Genomic DNA, 18,098 nt, shown 5'->3' with positions numbered 1-18,098 from the left:
GTCAGACCTATCTATAGACAATTATCGATGTGCCCTGCGAAAGCGATATTGGGTCCACTGGTAATGAATAAAACAACCGATACAAAAACCAAGAATCGCAACAGTTGCCGCTGCTGCTACCATAATCGTAAATATATACCCGATTGCATTCCAGCCCAATAAAAAGCCGGCAAATCCGAAGGTAAGGCAGGATACAGCAATTTTTTGATTAAATTGCTGCTGCTCCCAATCTTCGGGAATATATTCCTTAGGGTCTTTTCTTAAAAATAATTTTGCAACTTGCATAACCGGATTGTATCCGAATAATAGTCCTGAAAGTCCAGCCAACAATGGGATTAATAAGATCCATTCCTGACCTGATACCCATGTTAGAATCACACTTACTACAATCGTCAACTGATTTGCTTTGACAAGCGGTCGAGGGATTGAACGAACTGAATTTTCTACTCCCACTTTAATTCCAACCTTTCATATTGGATTTATATACTATATTATCCCGTTTTCATCATTTTGTATAGTAAAATAAAACAAAAAGGGCTTTTCACCTATTTTGTGAAAAACCCTTAAAACAGTTATTCTTCTATCTCTTCATCATTTGGATAATGCTTTAAAAAGTAAACGAGTGATTGCAGTTCAACCGCCAAGTCAATATGATGAACACGGATACCTGGTGGAACGTTTAACCGTGCCGGCGTAAAATTTAATATCCCTTTTACATTGGATTTGACAATCTGGTCAGTAATTTGCTGGGCAACAGGAGCTGGAACCGTAAGGATAACTACTGGAATATTTTCTTCAAGTAAACGCTGCTCCAAATCAGCCATATCATAAATCGGAACATCACCGATGGACGTGCCGATTTTCCCCGGATCCACATCAAACGCACACTCAATTTTGGTATTATTATTTTTCAAAAAATTATAGTGTAAAAAGGCAGTGCCGAGATTACCGACCCCAATCAACGCCACCTTAGTCAATTCGTCCTGATCTAGCGTTTTACTAAAAAAGCTTAACAGGTAATTCACATTGTATCCGTAGCCCTTTTTCCCAAGCGCACCAAAGTAGGAAAAATCACGGCGGATTGTTGCTGAATCGACCTTTACCGCTTCACTTAACTCCGCTGAGGACACACGCTGCTTCCCGGAAGAATGCAAGTTCTTCAAAAATCGATAATACAAAGGCAGCCGTTTTGCCGTGGCCTGCGGTATTTTCGTTGTTTCGTTAGCCATACTCCTACCCCCCCGCTATATATTTCGTTTAAAATCACCATTTTTGCCGCCTGTTTTTTCAACTAGGAAAGTCGGTCCAATAACCATACCTTTATCCACGGCCTTGCACATATCGTACACAGTTAAAGCGCAAACCGACGCCGCTGTCAGCGCTTCCATTTCAACACCTGTGCTGCCCTTCGTTTTAACCGATGCCTCTATATGTAATGTATACTGTTGCCGCTCGGTCTTTTCCCAAGAGAAAATGACATTCACGCCAGTCAGCGGAATCGGATGGCACATCGGAATAAGATCCCAAGTCTTTTTTGCAGCCATCACCGCTGCTACTTGAGCCACCGCTAATACATCGCCTTTTTTCATTTCGTGATTCGTTACTTTTTCATAAATCTCATTACTAACAGTTATGCTAGAACGGGCAATAGCGGTGCGTGCCGTTTCCGGCTTGTCACTGACATCGACCATTTTAGCTCTGCCCTCTTCATTAAAATGAGTAAATTCAGCCATAAAATTATTGCCTCCCTTCAAAATGATACAATATTTTCACATAAATGTGTGTGAAACTTTGAACTTTTATTTACAAATTTATGCTAGCCCCGCTTTATTGCCGACTATCAAGGAATACGGTACACTAATTATAGCAATAGAGGTGACAAAAGATGATTTTATTACAGGTTAATCAATTACAAAAATATTATGGTGCTGACCTTATTTTATCCAATATAAAGCTGGAATTACAAACTAGGGACCGGGTAGCCCTCGTCGGACGGAACGGAGCAGGCAAATCAACGCTTTTAAAAATAATTGCCGGTGAACTGGGACATGATGGCGGGGAAATCATCAAACCAAAGGATGTTACCATTGGGTATTTGGCTCAGAATACCGGTCTTGAGTCCAATCTTTCGATTTGGGGTGAAATGCTGACTGTCTTCGAAGGTCTGCTGGATATGGAGAAATCGCTGCGCAGACTTGAGGCACAAATGGCCGACCCTAATATCTTTGAGGATTCAGTAAGGTACGATAGAGTATTAAAAGAATATGACCAGCTTCAAGTGAAATTTAAAGAACAGGGCGGCTATCAATATGAAGCTGATATTCGTTCCGTTCTGCACGGTTTAAATTTCTCTGACCATTCATTAATGATTTCCAGCCTAAGCGGCGGGCAAAAAACTCGTTTGGCATTAGGCAAGCTCCTGTTAACTAAGCCTGATATTTTAATATTGGACGAGCCTACCAACCATCTTGATATTGAAACATTATCCTGGCTGGAACAATATTTGCAGGGCTATGACGGCGCAATTTTGATCGTATCCCACGACCGTTATTTTTTGGATAAAGTAGTTACCCAGGTTTATGAAGTTTCACGCAAACAAATACAACGTTTTCCTGGTAACTATAGCTCTTATCTTGATCAAAAGGCCGCCAATTATGAACGTGATATGAAGCTTTACGAAAAGCAGCAGGAAGAGGTTGCTGCATTAAAGGATTTCATTCAGAGAAACATAGCGCGCGCCACAACAACGAAGCGGGCGCAAAGCCGGCGGAAGAAGCTTGAAAAAATGGACATAATGGACAGGCCGCTAGGCGATGAAAAATCAGCCTCTTTCTCGTTTGAAATAGAGCGGCAAAGCGGCAATGATGTGTTAACAGTTGATTCGCTTGCCGTCGGTTATGAAGGCGAAAAGGTGTCTGAAGGCATTTCTTTTCGTGTCTTTAGGGGCGACAGCATTGCCCTTGTTGGACCGAACGGCATTGGCAAATCCACCCTGTTAAAAACCATTATCAAAAAGCTGCCGGCGCTGGCCGGAACGATTTTCTACGGAACCAATTTATCCATCGGTTATTACGATCAGGAACAGGCCAATTTGACCTCGAATAAACGGGTGTTGAACGAGCTGTGGGATGAATACCCGCTCAAACCGGAAAAAGAAATTCGTACGGTGCTTGGGAATTTCCTATTTACCGGTGATGATGTTTTGAAGAATGTTTCTTCATTAAGCGGCGGCGAAAAAGCGCGCCTCGCTCTTGCAAAGTTGATGCTTGAAAAAGCAAATGTGCTAATTTTAGATGAGCCAACCAACCACCTTGACTTAGATAGCAAGGAAGTTTTGGAAAATGCATTAATTGATTATCCAGGAACGCTTTTGTTCGTCTCCCATGACCGGTATTTTATTAACCGAATTGCCACGAAGGTATTGGAGTTAAGTCCGGAGGGCAGCACAGAATTCCTTGGCGACTACGATTATTACGTTGAGAAAAAGCTCGAGCAGGAAGAACTGGCTGCATTGGAGCTTGCCGCCTCCCAGAAGAAAACAGCTTCACTTGAGCCTGTGGATAAATCAAGTTATCAACAGGATAAAGAATCAAAAAAACTGGAACGTCAGCGAAAGCGTAAATTAGAAGAGATTGAACTGCGGATTACACAGCTTGAAGAGCAAATCGAAGACTATGAGCAGCAATTATGTGACCCTGAAGTATTTCAGGATCATGAGAAAGTGCTGGAGATTAATCTGAAAAATGAAAAAGCAAAGGCCGAACTCGATGAATTAATGGAGGCATGGGCCCAATTAGCTGAATAATAGAGATTGCCGGGCCTGATTGAGCCCGGTTTTTTGTTTTTTGGGGGTTGAAATATAGATGCTGGCGATTTTATCTACAAATTTTTGAGGGATATCTACATATCTACAATTGCGATATTTTCAAACGCTACTTGTTTTGCAGACGGGTCCAAAGACCTACGTTTTCCACAAGGTTATACACAATTAAAATGGCATTACTTCAAGAGTTTTTCAAGCTTTTCCACATTATCCACAGAAAAAGGTTGATTTATCCACATTATCAACATAAAAACCGGATTATCCACATTATTTCAAAAAGTTGCTCATTCCTTCATAAAAACTATCCACAAAACTTATTAATCAAACGTCCAATTAAGAATAGGCTTTACTAATTAATCGTTTGGATATTTTTTTCTAAGCAGAACTCTTTTTTAGCAATATAGATATGTCAATGCTTAGAGCCCATCCAATCAAACGTTCGTAATATAAGGTTAGCCAGATTTTTCTGGTTGACCTTTTTCTTATTAGTCTTATTATAGCGGTAGTCGGGGTAGAACGGCTCAAACGTGGGACTTGATCCCGAAATCAAAACTGTTCACCCCCTACTTGTATGAACATGTTTCGGGCTGGTTGGGACGCAGATCCCGTTTAACAAGCGAACCTATGACATTACAAGGAGCTTTAGGGGTTACCGACTAATACTATATTTTGGAGGGGGAGATTAAGTCATGAATCCAGTCGTAGGTCTGGATGTAGCAAATGGGGAAAGCCAAGTTCAGGGCTTTTTAGATAAGGGGAAACCGTATCGTAAGGGATTTAGTTTTAAACATAATCTTGATGGCCTGGGGAAGTTATTGAGATTCCTTAAAGAACTTGAAAAAATAACAGGTGGTCATCAACCTTCGGTTGTGTTGGAATCGACAGGTCATTATCATACTCCTGTTGTTCATTTTTTGGAGGAACAGAACTATGTCTATATTATTGTGAACCCACTTATTTCTCATAGAGCTAAAAGTACAAGTCTTAGAAAGGTAAAAACGGATGCGATTGATGCTTACCATTTATGTGAATTGTATTATAAAGAGGAATTAGAGCCCCACAAAAAGCGTGGAATACAACTTTTAAACCTTCGAAATCTTACAAGGCAACAAGAGTCTTTAGCTGAAGTAGCAGCTCAAACAAAGTTACAATTTCACGCTATTTTGGATCAGGTTTTTCCTGAGTTTAAAGGTGTATTCGGGAGTTTATTTTCAAAGGTTTCATTGCTTACTCTTCTAGCTTTTCCAACTTCTGAAGCGGTGTTAAGTGCAAGCGAGTGTGAAATAGCAGCTAAGATTACCTCACTGTGCCATAGTCGCTCGAAAAAATGGGCAAAAGAAAAGGCCCAAGCATTAAGAAATGCGGCCCTTCGTAACCCGTTTCAAAAAAACTTATATCAGAGTCATATTATCAATATCGAAATACTGGCAAATATAATTCTTCAATACCAAGAGCATCTATCGAAGTTACAAGCAGAAATAGATGCCCTAGCTAAAGAATTTGAAGAATATAAGATTATCCAGTCTATCCCTGGGATCGGAGAAAAAATCGCCGCCACGATTATTTCCGAAATTGGAGAGATAGATCGGTTTAATCACGCAAAAAAGCTGATAGCATTCGCAGGAGTCGATCCAAGTGTTTATTCCTCAGGTAAATTTACCGCCTCGAAAAACCGTATCACTAAACGAGGTTCTATCAGGCTCAGACATGCTTTATATCTGGCAGTTCAAAGTGGGATACGTGATTCTCGTAGGAAGAAAACAACAGAAGAAATCATCCCACGTAACAAAAGGTTAAGAGCTTTTTATGACAAAAAGCGAGACGAAGGAAAACCTTATAGAGTAGCTGTCATTGCCTGTGTTAATAAGTTATTACATTGGATTTATGCCTTACTAAAAAGCAAAACAAATTTCCATGATATGGATTAAATCCTATATATAACTAAATAAAACAAAACCTTCCAGTATAGTAGTGAGGGAAGGTTATTTGGCATGCTTATTTTTAGTATAACACGTGTATTTTTAACTTTTTACTGAAAAATGTTGACAAACTATTAGCTGGTTTTGATTAGTATTAGGCTATACTATACAAACGTTTATTTAGTATCTTGGACTTTTCACTCAAACGTTCGTAATATAAGGTTAGCCAGATTTTTCTGGTTGACCTTTTTCTTATTAGTCTTATTATAGCGGTAGTCGGGGTAGAACGGCTCAAACGTGGGACTTGATCCCGAAATCAAAACTGTTCACCCCCTACTTGTATGAACATGTTTCGGGCTGGTTGGGACGCAGATCCCGTTTAACAAGCGAACCTATGACATTACAAGGAGCTTTAGGGGTTACCGACTAATACTATATTTTGGAGGGGGAGATTAAGTCATGAATCCAGTCGTAGGTCTGGATGTAGCAAATGGGGAAAGCCAAGTTCAGGGCTTTTTAGATAAGGGGAAACCGTATCGTAAGGGATTTAGTTTTAAACATAATCTTGATGGCCTGGGGAAGTTATTGAGATTCCTTAAAGAACTTGAAAAAATAACAGGTGGTCATCAACCTTCGGTTGTGTTGGAATCGACAGGTCATTATCATACTCCTGTTGTTCATTTTTTGGAGGAACAGAACTATGTCTATATTATTGTGAACCCACTTATTTCTCATAGAGCTAAAAGTTCAAGTCTTAGAAAGGTAAAAACGGATGCGATTGATGCTTACCATTTATGTGAATTGTATTATAAAGAGGAATTAGAGCCCCACAAAAAGCGTGGAATACAACTTTTAAACCTTCGAAATCTTACAAGGCAACAAGAGTCTTTAGCTGAAGTAGCAGCTCAAACAAAGTTACAATTTCACGCTATTTTGGATCAGGTTTTTCCTGAGTTTAAAGGTGTATTCGGGAGTTTATTTTCAAAGGTTTCATTGCTTACTCTTCTAGCTTTTCCAACTTCTGAAGCGGTGTTAAGTGCAAGCGAGTGTGAAATAGCAGCTAAGATTACCTCACTGTGCCATAGTCGCTCGAAAAAATGGGCAAAAGAAAAGGCCCAAGCATTAAGAAATGCGGCCCTTCGTAACCCGTTTCAAAAAAACTTATATCAGAGTCATATTATCAATATCGAAATACTGGCAAATATAATTCTTCAATACCAAGAGCATCTATCGAAGTTACAAGCAGAAATAGATGCCCTAGCTAAAGAATTTGAAGAATATAAGATTATCCAGTCTATCCCTGGGATCGGAGAAAAAATCGCCGCCACGATTATTTCCGAAATTGGAGAGATAGATCGGTTTAATCACGCAAAAAAGCTGATAGCATTCGCAGGAGTCGATCCAAGTGTTTATTCCTCAGGTAAATTTACCGCCTCGAAAAACCGTATCACTAAACGAGGTTCTATCAGGCTCAGACATGCTTTATATCTGGCAGTTCAAAGTGGGATACGTGATTCTCGTAGGAAGAAAACAACAGAAGAAATCATCCCACGTAACAAAAGGTTAAGAGCTTTTTATGACAAAAAGCGAGACGAAGGAAAACCTTATAGAGTAGCTGTCATTGCCTGTGTTAATAAGTTATTACATTGGATTTATGCCTTACTAAAAAGCAAAACAAATTTCCATGATATGGATTAAATCCTATATATAACTAAATAAAACAAAACCTTCCAGTATAGTAGTGAGGGAAGGTTATTTGGCATGCTTATTTTTAGTATAACACGTGTATTTTTAACTTTTTACTGAAAAATGTTGACAAACTATTAGCTGGTTTTGATTAGTTTTTTTAAGAAAAACCCTCTCCTTATGGAAAGGGTTAATTGTAAATTTCAATGTCCAAACCAGGGTTTGCATTTAGGGCCAAGTCAGCTCTGATTCCTTTTTCAAACATAACACTGCCGGCTGCCGCAATCATTGCTGCGTTATCTGTACACAACTTTAACGGCGGAATAACCAGCTCAACATCCCCATCGGAAAAAGCGGCTTCCAAGGCGCTTCTAAGCCCTTTGTTGGCAGCAACTCCTCCGGCGACCAGCACCTGCTTCACACCATATTCAGCTACGGCCTTAATCGTCTTGGTCACTAGGACATCAATCACACTGGCTTGAAAGCTTGCCGCCAAATTCTCCGGCGCAATCGTCTCACCGCGCTGCTCGGCATTATGGACTGTATTGATCACCGCTGATTTTAATCCGCTAAAGCTAAAATCGTAAGACCCTTCCTCAAGCCATGCACGTGGCAAATCGATCGTCGGACTGCCTTCGTGGGCCAAACGGTCAATATGAGGACCGCCAGGATACGGCATGCTTAACGTCCGGGCTACCTTGTCATAGGCTTCTCCCGCAGCATCGTCCCTTGTTTCGCCAATTACTTCAAAGTGGCCATGCTCTTTCATATAAACTAATTCTGTATGGCCGCCTGAAACAACCAACGCCATCAATGGAAACTTCAATTCCGTCACCAATCGATTAGCATAAATATGTCCGGCAATATGATGTACCGGCACCAGCGGCTTATTATGAGCAAATGCCAGCGCCTTCGCTGCATTTACCCCAATGAGCAGTGCCCCTACCAGTCCAGGTCCTTCAGTAACGGCAACTGCATCCACTTCCGCCATTGTAATTCCTGCCTGTTTCAATGCCTCTTCCATTACGATTGTAATTTGCTCGACGTGATGGCGTGAGGCAATTTCTGGAACCACACCGCCAAATCGTTTATGGCTTTCAATCTGCGAGGCCACCACATTTGCCGCTATTTCACGGCCATTTTTAATAATGGCCACTGCGGTTTCATCGCAGCTTGTTTCAATTCCTACTATCCATTGTTCGTTTTTCATAAATTCACCCACATTACTAACGCGTCTTCCTGGTTATCCGAGTAATAATTTTTCCGGATTCCGCCATTTTGAAATCCCAGCTTCCGATAGAGGGATTGAGCAACATGATTAGTCACCCTGACCTCAAGCGTCATACTCCTCGCTCCCTTTTCCCTCGCGATGGACATCAGTTTACTCAGCATCGCTTCCCCTAACTTGCGGCCTCTGTACTGGGGCAGAATCGCGACATTTGTCACGTGAGCCTCATCGATGACAATCCAAACCCCGCAGTACCCGATAACCACATGGTCTTTTTCAAGAACAAGATAAACCGCGAATTTATTATTGTATAATTCATTATAGAAAGCCTCACGGCTCCACGGAGTCGTGAACGATGCATGCTCTACCTCTAAAATCTGGTCGAGGTCCTCTTCCCGCATATATCGAAAAACATACGAATCTTCCATTTCTCTCTACCCTTATCCATTTAAAGTTTTGTCTTTAGCCTCGAGCCACTTTGCCTCTGCCTCTGCCAAGCGGATGTAATTCGGAACAAAGGTATGTATGTCTTCCCCTTGTTTGTCTCTTCCTAAAAAAGCAAGTTCCGCCGGGCGCGGGTTATGTTCCGTAATGCTTGCAAAAATTGCTTTTGAGCCTAAACCCTCTTCAATCTTGGTACGATGAATGGGCAGGTCGTTTCCAACGAATAAAATGGGCTCGCTGACAGTAGTCAATTTTTCAACCCAATCCCCCAGCATCACTAATTGATCCTGCTCCATTACTCTCAGTTTCCCATCTTCGTAATCATACAAACCGGTATAAACTTGTCCCCTTCGTGCATCAAATAATGGTGATACAAGCCCGGAAAAATACCTGCCTGGACCTGCGGCAACAATCTCCAAACTGGAGATCCCAACAAGCGGAATATTTAGTGTCCACGCCAATGTTTTAGCAATAGTCACCCCTATCCTGACCCCGGTATAGGAGCCCGGTCCTTTTGCCACCACAATTTTAGTCAAATCTGCCGGTGTCTTGCCGCAATCCTTCAACAGAGTTTGGATGGCTGGCATAATCCGGATTGAATGATTCTTTTTTAAGTTGGTTATGTACTCACCAAGTACCTGTTCCTCTTCTAAAAGCGCTACTCCTAACGTGTAATTAGAAGTATCGATTGATAATATCGTCATTTAAAAAAGCTCCTTACATAAATCCTCATAGCGCCTGCCTTTTGGCACGAGCACCAATTTTCGATTGGCCTGTTCTTCGTGATATAAGTAAATGGTTAACCGTTCTTCAGGAAGCTGCTCCTCAATTAAATGGGCCCATTCCACTACTGTTACACCATCACCTTCAAAGTATTCATCAAACCCAAGATCTTCAAGCGCATCAGCAACTCGATATACATCCATATGATATAACGGCAGCCGCCCCTGATATTCTTTTATGATTGTAAACGTCGGGCTATTGACTGTTCGCTTAATGTCCAATCCCTTTGCTAACCCTTTTGTAAAAGTCGTTTTGCCCGCGCCGAGGTCACCTTCTAAAGCTAGCACATCCCCTGGCTGCAAATGCTCTGCTAATTTGCTTGCAAACTGAGCAGTCTCTTCCGAACTGGACGTCTTAATTTCAAATTGATTCATTCCATCACCTTTTAGTAAATCTATATCCTCATTGTACCTTAATTAATTGTAAAAAAAACCTTAGGACGCTTCCTAAGGCTATTATTTTCCTATGTATTTGAAAAAAGGCTGTTTTCGTAAACTTTGTTGTTTTGCAAGAAAAGCGGTGGTTTATTCAATTAGGAATAAGCGGACTCTGTGAAAAGGCTGGATTACAGGATTGCCCCCTTTGAAAAGTAAAAAATAAGCGGAAGTTTTTCCGTTATTTGCAAAATTGAGCTTATTTAGTAAGAAATAAGCGGAGTTTTTTCCGTTATTCAATGAAATACCCGCGATTTTAGCAGTTTAAAATGAAATAAGGGAAATTCCTCCTTCTATTTCAGCTAATTAACATCCATTTTCCTAAATAAGGGGAATTACTACCTCTATTTTTTAGAACGAGCTTTAAAAAGGGAGCAAAAAGCAACGATGTTTTAGAAAAGAGCCTTGAAAAAAGAACATAAAAAAAGCCGAAACCATGTTTCGAACTTTGTTTATCGCCTATAAAAGTGGCGGTCTGGACGGGACTCGAACCCGCGACCTCCTGCGTGACAGGCAGGCATTCTAACCAACTGAACTACCAGACCAGATTGCGGGGGCAGGATTTGAACCTGCGACCTTCGGGTTATGAGCCCGACGAGCTACCGGACTGCTCCACCCCGCGACAATAAGAAGTATAAAGTTTACGTCATGCTAAAATAACGCTTGACTGTATCAATCTCAGAAAGCTTAATCAAGCAGCAGCTCGATTGATACAACTCGCAGAATATTCAACGATACATGCTCGTTGCTCCATCCCGCACAACAATATGTGTGTTATAAAAACACAGCCTGGCAACGTCCTACTCTCACAGGGGCGCTTGCCCCAACTACCATCGGCGCTGAGAAGCTTAACTTCCGTGTTCGGTATGGGAACGGGTGTGACCTTCTCGCCATAGTTGCCAGACTTTTTTTGAGGTTTCATTCCCTCAAAACTAGATAATGCAGAAGAAGTAATTGTAAACCGAATAATCAATATGACTTGTCTAGCTTTGGCTCCTAACTTCTCGGCCGTTTCGGTCCGTCCCAACAAATCCAAAATCGGGATTTGCTGTGCCGGCCCTCCAACGTCTGTCGAAGTTGGACAGTCGCCTCCGCTTTTCTATTTGGTTAAGTCCTCGATCGATTAGTATCAGTCAGCTCCACATGTCACCATGCTTCCACCTCTGACCTATCAACCTGATCATCTTTCAGGGATCTTACTAGCTTGACGCTATGGGAAATCTCATCTTGAGGGGGGCTTCATGCTTAGATGCTTTCAGCACTTATCCCGTCCGCACATAGCTACCCAGCGATGCCTTTGGCAAGACAACTGGTACACCAGCGGTGCGTCCATCCCGGTCCTCTCGTACTAAGGACAGCTCCTCTCAAATTTCCTGCGCCCACGACGGATAGGGACCGAACTGTCTCACGACGTTCTGAACCCAGCTCGCGTACCGCTTTAATGAGCGAACAGCCCAACCCTTGGGACCGACTACAGCCCCAGGATGCGATGAGCCGACATCGAGGTGCCAAACCTCCCCGTCGATGTGGACTCTTGGGGGAGATAAGCCTGTTATCCCCGGGGTAGCTTTTATCCGTTGAGCGATGGCCCTTCCATGCGGAACCACCGGATCACTAAGCCCGACTTTCGTCCCTGCTCGACTTGTAGGTCTCGCAGTCAAGCTCCCTTGTGCCTTTACACTCTACGAATGATTTCCAACCATTCTGAGGGAACCTTTGGGCGCCTCCGTTACTCTTTGGGAGGCGACCGCCCCAGTCAAACTGCCCACCTGACACTGTCTCCCACCCCGATCAGGGGTGCGGGTTAGAATTTCAATACAGCCAGGGTAGTATCCCACCGACGCCTCCACCGAAGCTGGCGCTCCGGTTTCTCAGGCTCCTACCTATCCTGTACAAGCTGTACCAAAATTCAATATCAGGCTACAGTAAAGCTCCACGGGGTCTTTCCGTCCTGTCGCGGGTAACCTGCATCTTCACAGGTACTATAATTTCACCGAGTCTCTCGTTGAGACAGTGCCCAGATCGTTACGCCTTTCGTGCGGGTCGGAACTTACCCGACAAGGAATTTCGCTACCTTAGGACCGTTATAGTTACGGCCGCCGTTTACTGGGGCTTCGATTCAGAGCTTCGCTTACGCTAACCCCTCCTCTTAACCTTCCAGCACCGGGCAGGCGTCAGCCCCTATACTTCGCCTTGCGGCTTCGCAGAGACCTGTGTTTTTGCTAAACAGTCGCCTGGGCCTATTCACTGCGGCTCATCACAGCTATTCACCGTAATGAGCACCCCTTCTCCCGAAGTTACGGGGTCATTTTGCCGAGTTCCTTAACGAGAGTTCTCTCGCTCACCTTAGGATTCTCTCCTCGCCTACCTGTGTCGGTTTGCGGTACGGGCACCTTTTATCTCGCTAGAGGCTTTTCTTGGCAGTGTGGAATCAGGAACTTCGGTACTATATTTCCCTCGGCATCACAGCTCAGCCTTTGTGAGAAGCGGATTTTCCTGCTTCTCAGCCTAACTGCTTACACGCGCATAACCAGCAGCGCGCTTACCCTATCCTCCTGCGTCCCCCCATCACTCAAACGATAAAGAGGTGGTACAGGAATATCAACCTGTTGTCCATCGCCTACGCCTTTCGGCCTCGGCTTAGGTCCCGACTAACCCTGAGCGGACGAGCCTTCCTCAGGAAACCTTAGGCATACGGTGGACGGGATTCTCACCCGTCTTTCGCTACTCATACCGGCATTCTCACTTCTAAGCGCTCCACCAGTCCTTACGGTCTAGCTTCAACGCCCTTAGAACGCTCTCCTACCGCGGACACCAGACGGTGTCCACCCACAGCTTCGGTGATACGTTTAGCCCCGGTACATTTTCGGCGCAGAGTCACTCGACCAGTGAGCTATTACGCACTCTTTAAATGGTGGCTGCTTCTAAGCCAACATCCTGGTTGTCTAAGCAACTCCACATCCTTTTCCACTTAACGTATACTTTGGGACCTTAGCTGGTGGTCTGGGCTGTTTCCCTTTTGACTACGGATCTTATCACTCGCAGTCTGACTCCCACGGATAAGTCATTGGCATTCGGAGTTTGTCTGAATTCGGTAACCCGATGAGGGCCCCTAGTCCAAACAGTGCTCTACCTCCAAGACTCTTACTACGTGAGGCTAGCCCTAAAGCTATTTCGGAGAGAACCAGCTATCTCCAAGTTCGATTGGAATTTCTCCGCTACCCACACCTCATCCCCGCACTTTTCAACGTGCGTGGGTTCGGGCCTCCATCCAGTGTTACCTGGACTTCACCCTGGACATGGGTAGATCACCTGGTTTCGGGTCTACGACTACATACTATGACGCCCTATTCAGACTCGCTTTCGCTGCGGCTCCGTCTTTTCAACTTAACCTCGCATGTAATCGTAACTCGCCGGTTCATTCTACAAAAGGCACGCCATTACCCATGAATGGGCTTTGACTACTTGTAGGCACACGGTTTCAGGTACTATTTCACTCCCCTTCCGGGGTGCTTTTCACCTTTCCCTCACGGTACTGGTTCACTATCGGTCACTAGGGAGTATTTAGCCTTGGGAGATGGTCCTCCCTGCTTCCGACCGGATTTCACGTGTCCGGCCGTACTCAGGATCCACTCAGGAGGGAACGAAGTTTCAACTACAGGGCTTTTACCTTCTACGGCTGGCCTTTCCAGGCCGCTTCATTTACCCCGTTCCTTTGTAACTCCATGTTGAGTGTCCTACAACCCCGAAAGGCAAGCCTTTCGGTTTGGGCTGTTCCCGTTTCGCTCGCCGCTACTCAGGGAATCGCGTTTGCTTTCTCTTCCTCCGGGTACTTAGATGTTTCAGTTCCCCGGGTCTGCCTTCCATACCCTATGTATTCAGGTAAAGATACTGCTCCATTACGAGCAGTGGGTTCCCCCATTCGGAAATCTCCGGATCAAAGCTTACTTACAGCTCCCCGAAGCATATCGGTGTTAGTCCCGTCCTTCATCGGCTCCTAGTGCCAAGGCATCCACCGTGCGCCCTTTCTAACTTAACCTAAAAGGTTTTACTCTAACATTCATTAGAGAGAAAAACTAAAATGGCGATCACTCGGTTTTTACTTGGTTACTTCTTCTTACGATTATCTAGTTTTCAAGGAACAAAAAAGTTTCGAGAGAATAATTCCCTCAAAACTAAACAAACAGAAAACAATCAACGTTTTATTAGTCCGTAAGGACTAACTATTCCTTAGAAAGGAGGTGATCCAGCCGCACCTTCCGATACGGCTACCTTGTTACGACTTCACCCCAATCATCTGTCCCACCTTAGGCGGCTGGCTCCTTACGGTTACCCCACCGACTTCGGGTGTTACAAACTCTCGTGGTGTGACGGGCGGTGTGTACAAGGCCCGGGAACGTATTCACCGCGGCATGCTGATCCGCGATTACTAGCGATTCCGGCTTCATGCAGGCGAGTTGCAGCCTGCAATCCGAACTGAGAATGGTTTTATGGGATTGGCTCAACCTCGCGGTTTTGCAGCCCTTTGTACCATCCATTGTAGCACGTGTGTAGCCCAGGTCATAAGGGGCATGATGATTTGACGTCATCCCCACCTTCCTCCGGTTTGTCACCGGCAGTCACCTTAGAGTGCCCAACTAAATGCTGGCAACTAAGATCAAGGGTTGCGCTCGTTGCGGGACTTAACCCAACATCTCACGACACGAGCTGACGACAACCATGCACCACCTGTCACTCTGTCCCCCGAAGGGGAAAGTCCTATCTCTAGGAGTGTCAGAGGATGTCAAGACCTGGTAAGGTTCTTCGCGTTGCTTCGAATTAAACCACATGCTCCACCGCTTGTGCGGGCCCCCGTCAATTCCTTTGAGTTTCAGCCTTGCGGCCGTACTCCCCAGGCGGAGTGCTTAATGCGTTAGCTGCAGCACTAAGGGGCGGAAACCCCCTAACACTTAGCACTCATCGTTTACGGCGTGGACTACCAGGGTATCTAATCCTGTTTGCTCCCCACGCTTTCGCGCCTCAGCGTCAGTTACAGACCAGAAAGCCGCCTTCGCCACTGGTGTTCCTCCACATCTCTACGCATTTCACCGCTACACGTGGAATTCCGCTTTCCTCTTCTGCACTCAAGTCCCCCAGTTTCCAATGACCCTCCACGGTTGAGCCGTGGGCTTTCACATCAGACTTAAAGGACCGCCTGCGCGCGCTTTACGCCCAATAATTCCGGACAACGCTTGCCACCTACGTATTACCGCGGCTGCTGGCACGTAGTTAGCCGTGGCTTTCTGGTCAGGTACCGTCAAGGTACCGGCAGTTACTCCGATACTTGTTCTTCCCTGACAACAGAGCTTTACGACCCGAAGGCCTTCTTCGCTCACGCGGCGTTGCTCCATCGGACTTTCGTCCATTGTGGAAGATTCCCTACTGCTGCCTCCCGTAGGAGTCTGGGCCGTGTCTCAGTCCCAGTGTGGCCGATCACCCTCTCAGGTCGGCTACGCATCGTCGCCTTGGTGAGCCGTTACCTCACCAACTAGCTAATGCGCCGCGGGCCCATCTGTAAGTGTCAGCGTAAACCGACTTTCAGCTTACCAACATGTGTTGGTAAGAATCATCCGGTATTAGCACCGGTTTCCCGGTGTTATCCCAGTCTTACAGGCAGGTTGCCCACGTGTTACTCACCCGTCCGCCGCTAACCAACAGGAGCAAGCTCCTATTGATTCGCTCGACTTGCATGTATTAGGCACGCCGCCAGCGTTCGTCCTGAGCCAGGATCAAACTCTCCAAAAAAGATGAGTTGATTAGCTCATAAATGTTACGTTGGCTTCATTCCGTTAGGAATGAATAATTTTATTGTTGACGTTTTTGTTTGTTTAGTTTTCAAAGAACTATTTTACTGGAGCGGGTGATGGGAATCGAACCCACAACAACAGCTTGGAAGGCTGTGGTTTTACCACTAAACTACACCCGCATATATAATTTTGAATGGTCGGGAAAACAGGATTCGAACCTGCGACCCCTTGGTCCCAAACCAAGTGCTCTACCAAGCTGAGCTATTTCCCGAAAGGATTTTATGGCGCGCCCGACAGGAGTCGAACCCATAACCTTCTGATCCGTAGTCAGACGCTCTATCCAATTGAGCTACGGGCGCCTATTCTTACGAGACAACTTTTATATTGTATCACAGCCAATTTGCTATGTCAATATATTTTTTTGGTGCGGCCGAGAGGACTTGAACCTCCACGGGGTTGCCCCCACTAGGCCCTCAACCTAGCGCGTCTGCCATTCCGCCACGACCGCGTTGCTAAATTAGCGACAAAAGTAATCATATCACGTTTTCTTGTTTATTTCAACAAGAAAATATTGGTGCGGGTGAAGGGAGTCGAACCCCCACGCCTTGCGGCGCCAGATCCTAAGTCTGGTGCGTCTGCCAATTCCGCCACACCCGCATCTTTAATGGCTGGGCTAGCAGGATTCGAACCTACGAATGACGGAGTCAAAGTCCGTTGCCTTACCGCTTGGCTATAGCCCAATAAAGAATATTTAGATAAGAAACAGGAAATGAATTGTTTTTCATTCCCCATTCCTGATGACCCCTACGGGATTCGAACCCGTGTTACCGCCGTGAAAGGGCGGTGTCTTAACCGCTTGACCAAGGGGCCAAAAATTATAGAATAACCTGGCGGAGAAGGAGGGATTTGAACCCTCGCGCCGCTTACGCGACCTACACCCTTAGCAGGGGCGCCTCTTCAGCCACTTGAGTACTTCCCCAATATGGCTCCGCAGGCAGGATTCGAACCTGCGACCGATCGGTTAACAGCCGATAGCTCTACCACTGAGCTACTGCGGAATAATTAATACTAACATACTCATAGATAATATGTGTCCCCGCCTCAGAAAGTAAATGCAAGGAGCAGCTCGGCGTGTACAACTCGCAGCCGATTCATGATACTCTGCTCGTCTCTACCACTGAGCTACTGCGGAATAATTATTATATTAAAACTTGTCGGCCATTCGACTCTTTAAATTATAATGACGTCACTGACTAAAGTCAATACGATTTTTAATAGAAATAACTGGATGAAGCAAATCCTTATTCTAAAAGGAATTCCTTTACCTTTATCAGCTTACCTCTGCACTTGCCGCAAACATACTTGCTTGTATTAATGCTTCTTTTTCTTTGGAATGATAGATTGCAATTCGAACATTTATATAAGAGGATTTTTTTCACAGTACGCTTTCTTTTTACATCTGGGAGTTGATTGCAAAATCGAGGTGCTCCTACTTTTTTCAATAAATATTTGAATTCCGGGTCGCGATGCTGGTATCCCCTGCCCTCCAGATGAAGATGGTAATGACACAACTCGTGCTTGATAATCCCGATTAATTCAATTTCTCCCAATTGGTCAAGATACTTTCGATTGATTTCGATATTATGGGTACCGAGCAAATAGCGTCCGCCGGTTGACCGTAATCGCGAATTAAATGTTGCTTTATGACGAAATGGCTTACCAAAGAATTCATTCGAGATTTTTTCCACGAGCATTTGAAGTTCTGCGTCTTTCATTTTTTACGGTCTCCCCACTTTCTTTCGAACGTGACAACCTATTATAGCATATATTGTTTATACCCCTTATGAGATATAACTTTTCGGGAGGTTTTATAAATGCCGACTTGGTTCCAAAACCAAATGAAAAGAGCTTTTTATGAGAAAAACCGCTATCAAATCAAGCTATTAAACCAGTGCTGGTTTTTTTACAGAAAAAAACACTGCTCTTAAGGGCAGT

At 44.5% G+C, this 18,098-nt stretch carries 12 protein-coding genes, 11 tRNA genes and 3 rRNA genes; 4 read left to right on the top strand and 22 right to left on the bottom strand.

Annotated features, from left to right (window positions below; translation table 11 throughout):
* Positions 1 to 21: 21 nt before the first annotated feature.
* The 3 genes from ACZ43M_RS01600 to moaC all read right to left on the bottom strand — a co-directional run bounded on the left by ACZ43M_RS01600 (position 22) and on the right by moaC (position 1,733).
* Positions 22 to 453, bottom strand: a complete 432-nt coding sequence (locus ACZ43M_RS01600) for a DUF4395 domain-containing protein (protein WP_464505745.1) — start codon at positions 451 to 453, stop codon at positions 22 to 24.
* A 119-nt stretch (positions 454 to 572) separates the two neighbouring features.
* Positions 573 to 1,229: a redox-sensing transcriptional repressor Rex gene (locus ACZ43M_RS01595; protein ID WP_464505744.1), complete on the bottom strand. Its 657-nt coding sequence runs from the start codon at positions 1,227 to 1,229 to the stop codon at positions 573 to 575.
* A gap of 15 nt (positions 1,230 to 1,244) precedes the next feature.
* Positions 1,245 to 1,733 carry a cyclic pyranopterin monophosphate synthase MoaC gene (moaC, locus tag ACZ43M_RS01590; protein WP_464505743.1) on the bottom strand — a complete coding sequence of 163 codons (489 nt, stop codon included), beginning with the start codon at positions 1,731 to 1,733 and terminating at the stop codon, positions 1,245 to 1,247.
* Between the two features lie 152 nt (positions 1,734 to 1,885).
* Here moaC and ACZ43M_RS01585 point away from each other — a divergent pair, with 152 nt between their 5' ends.
* The 3 genes from ACZ43M_RS01585 (at position 1,886) to ACZ43M_RS01575 (ending at position 7,440) form a co-directional block, all read left to right on the top strand.
* Positions 1,886 to 3,805: an ABC-F family ATP-binding cassette domain-containing protein gene (locus ACZ43M_RS01585; RefSeq protein ID WP_464505742.1), complete on the top strand. Its 1,920-nt coding sequence runs from the start codon at positions 1,886 to 1,888 to the stop codon at positions 3,803 to 3,805.
* Between the two features lie 707 nt (positions 3,806 to 4,512).
* Entirely contained in the window at positions 4,513 to 5,751 is a 1,239-nt protein-coding gene (locus ACZ43M_RS01580; protein ID WP_464505741.1) for an IS110 family RNA-guided transposase, read from the top strand.
* 450 nt (positions 5,752 to 6,201) lie between these two features.
* Positions 6,202 to 7,440 (top strand): IS110 family RNA-guided transposase, encoded by a 1,239-nt coding sequence (locus ACZ43M_RS01575; protein ID WP_464505251.1) that lies wholly within the window; start codon positions 6,202 to 6,204, stop codon positions 7,438 to 7,440.
* A 178-nt stretch (positions 7,441 to 7,618) separates the two neighbouring features.
* Here the strand turns inward: ACZ43M_RS01575 and tsaD are convergent, their stop codons facing one another.
* The 19 genes from tsaD to ACZ43M_RS01480 form a co-directional block, all read right to left on the bottom strand.
* The gene (gene tsaD, locus ACZ43M_RS01570) at positions 7,619 to 8,638 is read right to left on the bottom strand and encodes a tRNA (adenosine(37)-N6)-threonylcarbamoyltransferase complex transferase subunit TsaD (RefSeq protein ID WP_464505740.1); all 1,020 of its coding nucleotides are present in this window, start codon (positions 8,636 to 8,638) and stop codon (positions 7,619 to 7,621) included.
* Entirely contained in the window at positions 8,635 to 9,084 is a 450-nt protein-coding gene (gene rimI, locus ACZ43M_RS01565) for a ribosomal protein S18-alanine N-acetyltransferase (protein WP_464505739.1), read from the bottom strand. The genes tsaD and rimI overlap by 4 nt, the downstream gene beginning before the upstream one ends.
* 12 nt (positions 9,085 to 9,096) lie before the next feature.
* Positions 9,097 to 9,804, bottom strand: a complete 708-nt coding sequence (tsaB, locus tag ACZ43M_RS01560; protein ID WP_464505738.1) for a tRNA (adenosine(37)-N6)-threonylcarbamoyltransferase complex dimerization subunit type 1 TsaB — start codon at positions 9,802 to 9,804, stop codon at positions 9,097 to 9,099.
* Positions 9,805 to 10,257, bottom strand: coding sequence for a tRNA (adenosine(37)-N6)-threonylcarbamoyltransferase complex ATPase subunit type 1 TsaE (gene tsaE, locus ACZ43M_RS01555; RefSeq protein ID WP_464505737.1), 453 nt, complete (start codon positions 10,255 to 10,257; stop codon positions 9,805 to 9,807). It lies immediately after the preceding gene.
* Between the two features lie 528 nt (positions 10,258 to 10,785).
* Positions 10,786 to 10,862: transfer RNA gene (locus ACZ43M_RS01550), tRNA-Asp, on the bottom strand.
* Between the two features lie 3 nt (positions 10,863 to 10,865).
* A tRNA-Met gene (locus ACZ43M_RS01545) sits at positions 10,866 to 10,939 on the bottom strand.
* A 165-nt stretch (positions 10,940 to 11,104) separates the two neighbouring features.
* Positions 11,105 to 11,221 (bottom strand): 5S ribosomal RNA (gene rrf, locus ACZ43M_RS01540).
* Positions 11,222 to 11,420: 199 nt separating this feature from the next.
* A 23S ribosomal RNA gene (locus tag ACZ43M_RS01535) occupies positions 11,421 to 14,356 on the bottom strand.
* 195 nt (positions 14,357 to 14,551) lie between these two features.
* A 16S ribosomal RNA gene (locus tag ACZ43M_RS01530) occupies positions 14,552 to 16,101 on the bottom strand.
* The 16S, 23S and 5S rRNA genes sit together here with 11 tRNA genes alongside, the layout of an rRNA operon.
* Before the next feature lie 107 nt (positions 16,102 to 16,208).
* Positions 16,209 to 16,282, bottom strand: a tRNA-Gly gene (locus tag ACZ43M_RS01525).
* Between the two features lie 15 nt (positions 16,283 to 16,297).
* A tRNA-Pro gene (locus tag ACZ43M_RS01520) sits at positions 16,298 to 16,374 on the bottom strand.
* Positions 16,375 to 16,385: 11 nt separating this feature from the next.
* Positions 16,386 to 16,462 (bottom strand) — tRNA-Arg (locus ACZ43M_RS01515).
* A 63-nt stretch (positions 16,463 to 16,525) separates the two neighbouring features.
* Positions 16,526 to 16,611, bottom strand: a tRNA-Leu gene (locus ACZ43M_RS01510).
* Positions 16,612 to 16,675: 64 nt separating this feature from the next.
* Positions 16,676 to 16,760: transfer RNA gene (locus ACZ43M_RS01505), tRNA-Leu, on the bottom strand.
* 8 nt (positions 16,761 to 16,768) lie between these two features.
* Positions 16,769 to 16,843, bottom strand: a tRNA-Gln gene (locus ACZ43M_RS01500).
* A gap of 58 nt (positions 16,844 to 16,901) precedes the next feature.
* Positions 16,902 to 16,973, bottom strand: a tRNA-Glu gene (locus tag ACZ43M_RS01495).
* Positions 16,974 to 16,991: 18 nt separating this feature from the next.
* Positions 16,992 to 17,082, bottom strand: a tRNA-Ser gene (locus ACZ43M_RS01490).
* A gap of 4 nt (positions 17,083 to 17,086) precedes the next feature.
* Positions 17,087 to 17,161 (bottom strand) — tRNA-Asn (locus ACZ43M_RS01485).
* A 243-nt stretch (positions 17,162 to 17,404) separates the two neighbouring features.
* Complete coding sequence (locus tag ACZ43M_RS01480) at positions 17,405 to 17,878, bottom strand: SprT family protein (RefSeq protein WP_464505736.1); 474 nt, start codon at positions 17,876 to 17,878, stop codon at positions 17,405 to 17,407.
* 99 nt (positions 17,879 to 17,977) lie between these two features.
* On the opposite strand from ACZ43M_RS01480, the gene cmpA reads away from it, so the two are divergent.
* Positions 17,978 to 18,091, top strand: coding sequence for a cortex morphogenetic protein CmpA (cmpA, locus tag ACZ43M_RS01475; protein WP_127484595.1), 114 nt, complete (start codon positions 17,978 to 17,980; stop codon positions 18,089 to 18,091).
* The last annotated feature ends 7 nt before the right edge of the window (positions 18,092 to 18,098 follow it).

Source organism: Neobacillus sp. B24, from assembly GCF_055381825.1.
This window is presented reverse-complemented; position numbering and strand designations above follow the sequence as displayed.

Excerpts from the sequence above, each read along its gene's own strand:
- ACZ43M_RS01595 (WP_464505744.1), bottom strand. The coding sequence starts at position 1,229 with ATGGCTAACGAAACAACGAAAATACCGCAGGCCACGGCAAAACGGCTG.
- moaC (WP_464505743.1), bottom strand. The coding sequence starts at position 1,733 with ATGGCTGAATTTACTCATTTTAATGAAGAGGGCAGAGCTAAAATGGTC.
- ACZ43M_RS01585 (WP_464505742.1), top strand. The coding sequence starts at position 1,886 with ATGATTTTATTACAGGTTAATCAATTACAAAAATATTATGGTGCTGAC.
- ACZ43M_RS01580 (WP_464505741.1), top strand. The coding sequence starts at position 4,513 with ATGAATCCAGTCGTAGGTCTGGATGTAGCAAATGGGGAAAGCCAAGTT.
- ACZ43M_RS01575 (WP_464505251.1), top strand. The coding sequence starts at position 6,202 with ATGAATCCAGTCGTAGGTCTGGATGTAGCAAATGGGGAAAGCCAAGTT.
- tsaD (WP_464505740.1), bottom strand. The coding sequence starts at position 8,638 with ATGAAAAACGAACAATGGATAGTAGGAATTGAAACAAGCTGCGATGAA.
- rimI (WP_464505739.1), bottom strand. The coding sequence starts at position 9,084 with ATGGAAGATTCGTATGTTTTTCGATATATGCGGGAAGAGGACCTCGAC.
- tsaB (WP_464505738.1), bottom strand. The coding sequence starts at position 9,804 with ATGACGATATTATCAATCGATACTTCTAATTACACGTTAGGAGTAGCG.
- tsaE (WP_464505737.1), bottom strand. The coding sequence starts at position 10,257 with ATGAATCAATTTGAAATTAAGACGTCCAGTTCGGAAGAGACTGCTCAG.
- ACZ43M_RS01480 (WP_464505736.1), bottom strand. The coding sequence starts at position 17,878 with ATGAAAGACGCAGAACTTCAAATGCTCGTGGAAAAAATCTCGAATGAA.
- cmpA (WP_127484595.1), top strand. The coding sequence starts at position 17,978 with ATGCCGACTTGGTTCCAAAACCAAATGAAAAGAGCTTTTTATGAGAAA.